Origin of the sequence: Caldisalinibacter kiritimatiensis, from assembly GCF_000387765.1 — a bacterium.
GTDB lineage: Bacteria > Bacillota > Clostridia > Tissierellales > Caldisalinibacteraceae > Caldisalinibacter > Caldisalinibacter kiritimatiensis.
In genome coordinates, this window is sequence record NZ_ARZA01000162.1 from 1 (window position 1) to 6,844 (window position 6,844).

A 6,844-nucleotide genomic window follows, 5' to 3' on the forward strand; every position below is an offset into this window, starting at 1 on the left:
CTATTTTTTTTACTAATTTTCTGTGGATAAGTTTAATTTTGTATTTTGCAACTATCTAATGCTATTAAGAGATTTTGAGATAGGATTAGCCATCTATAATATTCTATCATTATTTGTTATAAAATTATAGATTAAACCTTGAATAAGTGGGTATTATACTAATGGATTATAAATTTGAATTAATATACAAATTGTTGTAATATATTAAAGGTTGTAGATATAATTTTACTATTAAGATAAATTAGAATGGAAGTGATAGATTTGTGCTTTAAAATAAATCAATCTATCTGTAGTGATTTAGAAGAATTTAAAGTAATTTTAGGGGATATACTGCAAAAAATTAATAAAGTAATAAGAGATGATTCTACTATGTTTGATATAAGAATTATTTTAAATGAATTAGTAGCCAATGGAGTTATACATGGAAATTGTGAAGATAAAAATAAATTTGTTAATGTGTGTGTAAACGTATATCCTAATTTTATTAAGATAGAAGTTAAAGATGAAGGAGAAGGTTTTATATATAATAAAGATAGATATAATCCTATGGAATTAAAATGTAATGGTAGAGGTTTGGTGTTAGTAGAGGGCTTGAGTGATGAGTTTTATATACAGAAAAATAAAGTAGTTTCAATAAAGTATCTTTAAAATTCAATAGAGAGTTGAGAATGGAGAATTGAAAATTAATGTATGGGCTGGATACCCCAGCCCATTTTAATTTTAAATCATGTTACCAGTAGCTAGAGTCAAGTTAAAAAAGTAACGGAGTTACTTTTTTAACAATTCATCTTATGAGCATCTAGAATTGTTTGATATAAAATTACTATAATACTATCAATAATTTCACTTTGTTTTTTGTCATTAGGTTTATTTGAATAACATATATTTTTAATCTTTTCTAACCAATTACTAATTTTAGGCTCGTGTATACTCATAAAATTTTCAATGTATTCTTTGGGTATACCGGCTTCTTTCCATTTTAACTTCATATCTTTAAATTCTAACTTGATTAAAGACATAACCTTATAATATATATGGTCGTTATCTGTAGTATTAATTTCTTTAAAAATTTTATTTATTTGATAAGCTAAAGATTTCCAAGATTTAAATTTGATTTCTAATAGCAATCTTAAGTTTTCGTCATTAAAAGAAGGTATATGGTATTTAATCATGTCTTCTATTTCATCTATATTACTTTCTTTATTTTTCTTAGAGGATAATGCTGCATCAATTCCTGGAATTTTGAGATGTTTTAACAAAAAAGGTATGAAACTAGCAGGGAGAGGTACTCCAAGCATTGTTAAGTTTTCTAATATACTTATGGTTTCTGTTATTTCAAGGAAAATAATAGCTATTTGAGATATTATATTTGTTGTAACGAGGGAACTGATACCTATTTCCAGTAAACGTACTGATAGTATTGCAGTAGCATAGGTTATTATTTTTTTTACTAGTTTTGAAAATCCTTTGCTACCAAATCTATTATATTTAACTGCTACTGTTGCACCTGTTAAGGTATCAATTATTATCAAGGATAATAAAATTATATATGAAGCATGATTTCTACCAAGACAATTAGATATTATTGCAATTATGCTAGAGATAAATGAAATATTCAAAATTGAGCTAAACTTATTCATAGGCAAAACCCCAATACATTTTAACTTGTACAAACATCATTACTTTCAATACATAATATGAATTAATAATAAATTTGATAATATTTTCGGATATTTAGAATAAATAAAAAAACCTATCAATGAGATAGGTTTAAGGAGCCTCATATTGTACATTTTCTATAACTATGCTTATATCCTGCATTAAATCAATATATATATCATTTCCATTTATATCTTTTCTAGTTAGAACCTTAACTACAGGACGAAGTGGAAAATCAGGATGAACCTTTTCTACTACTGCGATAGCATCATTACTTAATTTTACTAATGTACCTACTGGATATGGAATGATTTTAGTAGCAAAAACCTTCACCATATTATAGTCAAAATGAGTACCTCCACTTGCCATGATAAGCTCTAAGGCTTCACTTGGAGACATAGCCTTTCTATAAGGTCTGTCGGATGTTAGTGCATCATATACATCTGCTATAGCAACTATTTTAGCTAATTTATTTATTTTGTTCCCGTCTAGATGATTAGGATATCCTTCTTGGTTTACCTTTTCATGATGTTGAAGAATTATCATTCTTGCAGATGCAGAAATATCTAGGCTATTTTTTAAGTATTCATAACCTTTTACTGTATGTTCTTTAACCACATCAAATTCTTCATCTGTTAATTCTCCAGGTTTATTAAGAATATCTTCAGGTATTAAAACTTTTCCAAGGTCGTGAAGCATGGCTCCAACGCATAAATCATATAGTTCAAATTTATTTAATTGTAATTCAATACCTAGTATTAAAGAAAGAACAGCCACATTTACTGAATGTTGATATGTGTAGCTATCGGCACTTTTTATATCTACTAAATTAATCATTATGTCTTTCTTTTGTAAAATTTCGTCAATAATTGATTTAGAGATATCTCCAATAGATTTAATATATTCTTGGCGTTGTTTAATAATCTGTTTTTCTTGTGCTTTATTGGCAAATTTTTTATTTAAATAGTCATTATATTTTTCAAAATTTATAAACGTTTCTCTTACAGCAGAAACAGCCTTTTGTTTCAATTCAGGTCTAATAACATCTTCAATTTCATTGTCACTGTAATCATCGTTTATATATATAGAATATATACCATTATTTTTAATCCTGTTTATAAGACTATTAGTTAGTTTTACACCTTTTTTTAATAATACTCTATCATTATTATCAAATAAAGTTTTTGCTAAATAACTTTCTTCCTTGACAGCACTAATCGGAACAAATCTCATCCTATCTACTCCTTATACTTAAAATAGACTTAAGACATTATGAATAATCAATTAATATTATAACATAGTGCAGAAAGTGAAAGAAGAAAGTTAATTATATATTAAAATTATACCTTTCTAGTGTTATTTTTCACGAAAGGTCTTAATAAATAGCTAACTAATTTTAAAGGGTCATAATGCTTGCTACTAAATAGTTTATTGCCAATAGGACCATTGAGTTTCTTTACAATCTTATCTAGTTTAGAATTATCTAATTGTTCTAAATATCTGCGTAAAACTAAAGAGTTATTATAATTTTTTTGTAAGGGTTTAGTGAGTTTTTCATAATCACCTATGCCACATAAGTCATATGCTGCATATATACCAGTAAGTATAGACACATATTGTCCGAATCCTAAGAAAGGCAATATTGCTCCAAAACAGTTACCTACAAAGAAAGTATTACCTATTCTAGGATATTTGCATAGACCTATTATATATCTTGTTACTTCGAAGTTATCTCTTATTTTTAGATTTTGTCCTAAGTCAGTACATACCTTGTTATAGAATCTATCCCAGAGGGTATTTAAATCTTTTTTACGATTTTCAGGATAATCGGGATATGCTAACACAATATTTGCTTCTTGATGACTGTATGGGAGAAGATATCCATATCCCTTTGGACATAATCTATTATCTAGCCAAGCAGCAGTAGTATGAGGGTCAAATTTACCTACTACTGTAGCTCCCTTTAGTGTTACAGTTAAATCTTCTTGAAAGTCTTGGACTTTAGCAGTATATGCTGCATCACCTGTAGCTATTATTACATGGGTAAATTCTCTTTGCAATTGTTCATAAGTATATTTTGAATTGAATATTATCTTACTTTTTATTTGTTTAGCCATTTGTTTTTCAAATGCATCTTTATGTCTACCTCTTGCATTTGTAAATCCTAATTTACCAGTTATTTTGGCTTGTTCATTTTCTGAATGTACTATTAATTTAGATACATTACTGACGGGATGCAAGTAAATTCCATGCTTTTCAGAAAAATATGCTAAAGAGTCAGTTACTGGTCTATTAATAATGGAAAGCATTAATTCATTATATATAAACCTATCCCCAACTTCATTTCTTTTTTCAAATATAGTAGGATATATTCTATTCTGTTCCAAAGTTATAGCACATGCAAGCCCTGATAGTCCGGCTCCCATTATAGCAACCTTCACATAAATCACCCTTTATTGTTTTTTATTTAGAAACTATTGTTAATATTTCACAATTATATTTAGGCATATACGCTTTTTCTAGATTACCATAAAACGAATGGCGAAAAGCGAACAGCGAAAAGCTAAAATTATGTTTTTTATACGTTTTCACTTACGTTATTTACTACGTCTTTTTTTACTTAATTTTGTACCTATTTTCACGCATCATTATTAGTATGTAGAAAATTAAAAGATATACACATAAAATTATAAGTTTATAGTATCGATATTATAGTTGTTTACATATATTGTAGTAGCAAAAAGAAGCTAATATAATTTTGGAGGGTGTTGATATTAATGTATAACTACTATGGATATTGCCCATATTCTAGTTATCCTAGTATGCAAATGGGTTCTTTTATAAGAATACTTCATGCTTCACCTGATGCACCAGCGGTTGATGTGTATATTAATAATAATCTTGTAGCATCAAATCTTAAATATAGACAATTTACAGAGTATCTACAAGTTCCACCAGGTAGGTATAATGTAAAAGTATTTGCTGCAGGACAAAGAACTAATCCTGTAATAGATACAGAAGTGAATGTTACACCTATGTCTATAGCAACAGTAGCAGCAGTTGGAAGATTAGAGAATATTAAGCTACTTCCTATTCCCGAACCACGTATGCCTATACCACCAGGTAAGCTATATATAAGATTTGGACACTTGTCCCCAAATGCACCTAGAGTAGACGTGAGATTACCAAATGGTCAGACATTATTCAGAAATGTGGGGTTTGAAGAAGTAACAGATTATATTCCAGTTGACCCAGGAACTTATACACTAGAGGTATTCTTAGCAGGCACAGATGAGAGAGTACTTTATGTACCAAATGTAAACCTACAACCTAATAGGTTCTACACAGTATATGCAGTAGGCTTAGCTGGACAAAGACCACCATTACAAGTATTAATACCACTTGATGGAAACTCATATCTGTAATGTGAGTATTTAGAGGCTCGATATCAGAGCCTCTTTTATTACGTCTATTTCCAAACAATTACATTGAAATATTTAACATAACTGTGTTAGAATATAGGCAAATAGATGTAGGAGGATTTGAGATGACAGGAGAAAATACAAAAAATAAAGTAATGCGTTATATAAAAACTGTTCTTATCATTGATATAATAGTGATGGCAATTGCAGGTATAATATGTTGGGGAAAAGGATGTACAACTTATGTAGGTTATAGCAATGCATTAATGTACGCTGGAGCAATATTTTTAGTAATAGGTCTTTTTAGTACTGTAGGAAATTTTTTTACTAGGGGAAATTTCAGATATCAGTACACTTCAACTACAGGAGTAAATCAATCACATGAAAGAGCAAAAGATGAGTTTAAATTAATGCTATATAGTCACAATTTTTTCTTTTTAGTTATATTAGTAGGAGTGAGTTTGTTTTTATTAAGTTATTTAATAGTAAAGTTATTTGCCCCTAGCATTTAACAGTGAAAAAATTTTTTGATAATTTATAAAAAAGTACTTGTATTATAGAAATAATTATTTTATAATTAGTTATGACAACGTTGTCAAAAAGAGAGGAGCATAACATGAAAAAAGTTACAATGACTGACATAGCTAAAATAGCAGGAGTATCAATAAAAACAGTATCTAGAGTTATAAACAACAGTAATGCAGTTAAAGAAGAAACTAGAGAAAAGGTTTTAAAGGTTATAAAAGAGCAAGGATATCAGGTTAATCTTTTAGCTAAAGGATTAAGAAAAAAGCAGACGAATACAATTATAGTTTTTATAGACAAACATAGTGGAGGATATTGGAGTATATGGCATAATGAAATAGTGCAGGAAATCATAAAAGAAGCTAAAAAAGAAGGATATAAAACAATTATATCTCCTTCTTCTGGCGTAGGAGTTTTAGATGATGATACAGATGGTTTTTATTTATTAAAAAGTGGAATGGCAGATGGAGCTATTATTTTTGACAATATTGAAAACGATATCAGAATTAAATATTTGAAAGAAAATGATATTCCTTTTGTGATAGTTGGTAAAGATATGGATTATAATGATACATGCTATGTGGATTTAGATAATTATCAAGCTGGTTATATAGGAGGAAAGCATTTAATAGAAAAGGGTTATAAAAAGATTTGTTTCATGTTAGGAAATAAAGGATTTGTAGTTAATAAAGAGAGAACTAGAGGCTTTGAAGATGCATGTAATGAAGTTGAATGTGTTCAGGCACAGATAATATATGATACAACTAATATGGAAACAGCTTATAAAAATGCAATAAAAGTTTTAGAAACTAACAAACCTGATGCTTTCTTTATATCAGGAGATGAAAGAGCTTTAGGAGTGTATAGAGCAATAAAAGAAAAGGGGTTAACAATACCAAAAGATGTGGCTGTATTAGGTATAGATAATATACCATTATGTGATTACATATACCCATCTTTATCTTCAATAGACCAGCCTAAGAAAAAATTTGGTCAACATTGCATTGATATATTAGTAAAACTTATAAATAGCAATGATAAAATAACCAAAAGAGTTTTTATTAAGCCTAGACTAACAGTTAGGGAATCTACTTAGTAATGTGATTTTATATAAATGACAACGATGGACAATATTGAAAGCCAACTAAATCTATAATTGGCTAAAAATAAATAATAAGAAAGGTAGTGTAAAAAGAATTATGAAAAGTTAGAGCAAAGATTGGATATACTCTAAAATG

General features: G+C 28.4%; 7 protein-coding genes. 4 read left to right on the forward strand and 3 right to left on the reverse strand.

Translation table 11 applies throughout. The features are described 5' to 3' along the window. Window positions 1-261: 261 nt before the first annotated feature. On the forward strand, window positions 262-648 hold the full coding sequence (locus L21TH_RS07355; protein WP_006313149.1) for an ATP-binding protein: 387 nt from the start codon (window positions 262-264) through the stop codon (window positions 646-648). 128 nt (window positions 649-776) lie between these two features. On the opposite strand, the gene L21TH_RS07360 is transcribed toward L21TH_RS07355, so the two are convergent. The 3 genes from L21TH_RS07360 to L21TH_RS07370 all read right to left on the reverse strand — a co-directional run bounded on the left by L21TH_RS07360 (window position 777) and on the right by L21TH_RS07370 (window position 4,100). Then, window positions 777-1,640: a phage holin family protein gene (locus tag L21TH_RS07360; protein WP_006313150.1), complete on the reverse strand. Its 864-nt coding sequence runs from the start codon at window positions 1,638-1,640 to the stop codon at window positions 777-779. Between the two features lie 130 nt (window positions 1,641-1,770). After that, complete coding sequence (locus L21TH_RS07365) at window positions 1,771-2,892, reverse strand: HD-GYP domain-containing protein (protein ID WP_006313151.1); 1,122 nt, start codon at window positions 2,890-2,892, stop codon at window positions 1,771-1,773. Window positions 2,893-2,999: 107 nt separating this feature from the next. Further along, on the reverse strand, window positions 3,000-4,100 hold the full coding sequence (locus L21TH_RS07370) for an FAD-dependent oxidoreductase (RefSeq protein WP_006313152.1): 1,101 nt from the start codon (window positions 4,098-4,100) through the stop codon (window positions 3,000-3,002). 336 nt (window positions 4,101-4,436) lie between these two features. Between L21TH_RS07370 and L21TH_RS07375 the strand changes: the two genes are divergently transcribed. From L21TH_RS07375 to L21TH_RS07385, 3 genes are all read left to right on the forward strand, one after another. Beyond that, window positions 4,437-5,084 (forward strand): DUF4397 domain-containing protein, encoded by a 648-nt coding sequence (locus tag L21TH_RS07375; protein ID WP_006313153.1) that lies wholly within the window; start codon window positions 4,437-4,439, stop codon window positions 5,082-5,084. 122 nt (window positions 5,085-5,206) lie between these two features. Next, window positions 5,207-5,593, forward strand: a complete 387-nt coding sequence (locus L21TH_RS07380) for a hypothetical protein (RefSeq protein WP_006313154.1) — start codon at window positions 5,207-5,209, stop codon at window positions 5,591-5,593. A gap of 104 nt (window positions 5,594-5,697) precedes the next feature. Next, the gene (locus tag L21TH_RS07385) at window positions 5,698-6,702 is read left to right on the forward strand and encodes a LacI family DNA-binding transcriptional regulator (RefSeq protein ID WP_006313155.1); all 1,005 of its coding nucleotides are present in this window, start codon (window positions 5,698-5,700) and stop codon (window positions 6,700-6,702) included. Window positions 6,703-6,844: the final 142 nt, after the last annotated feature.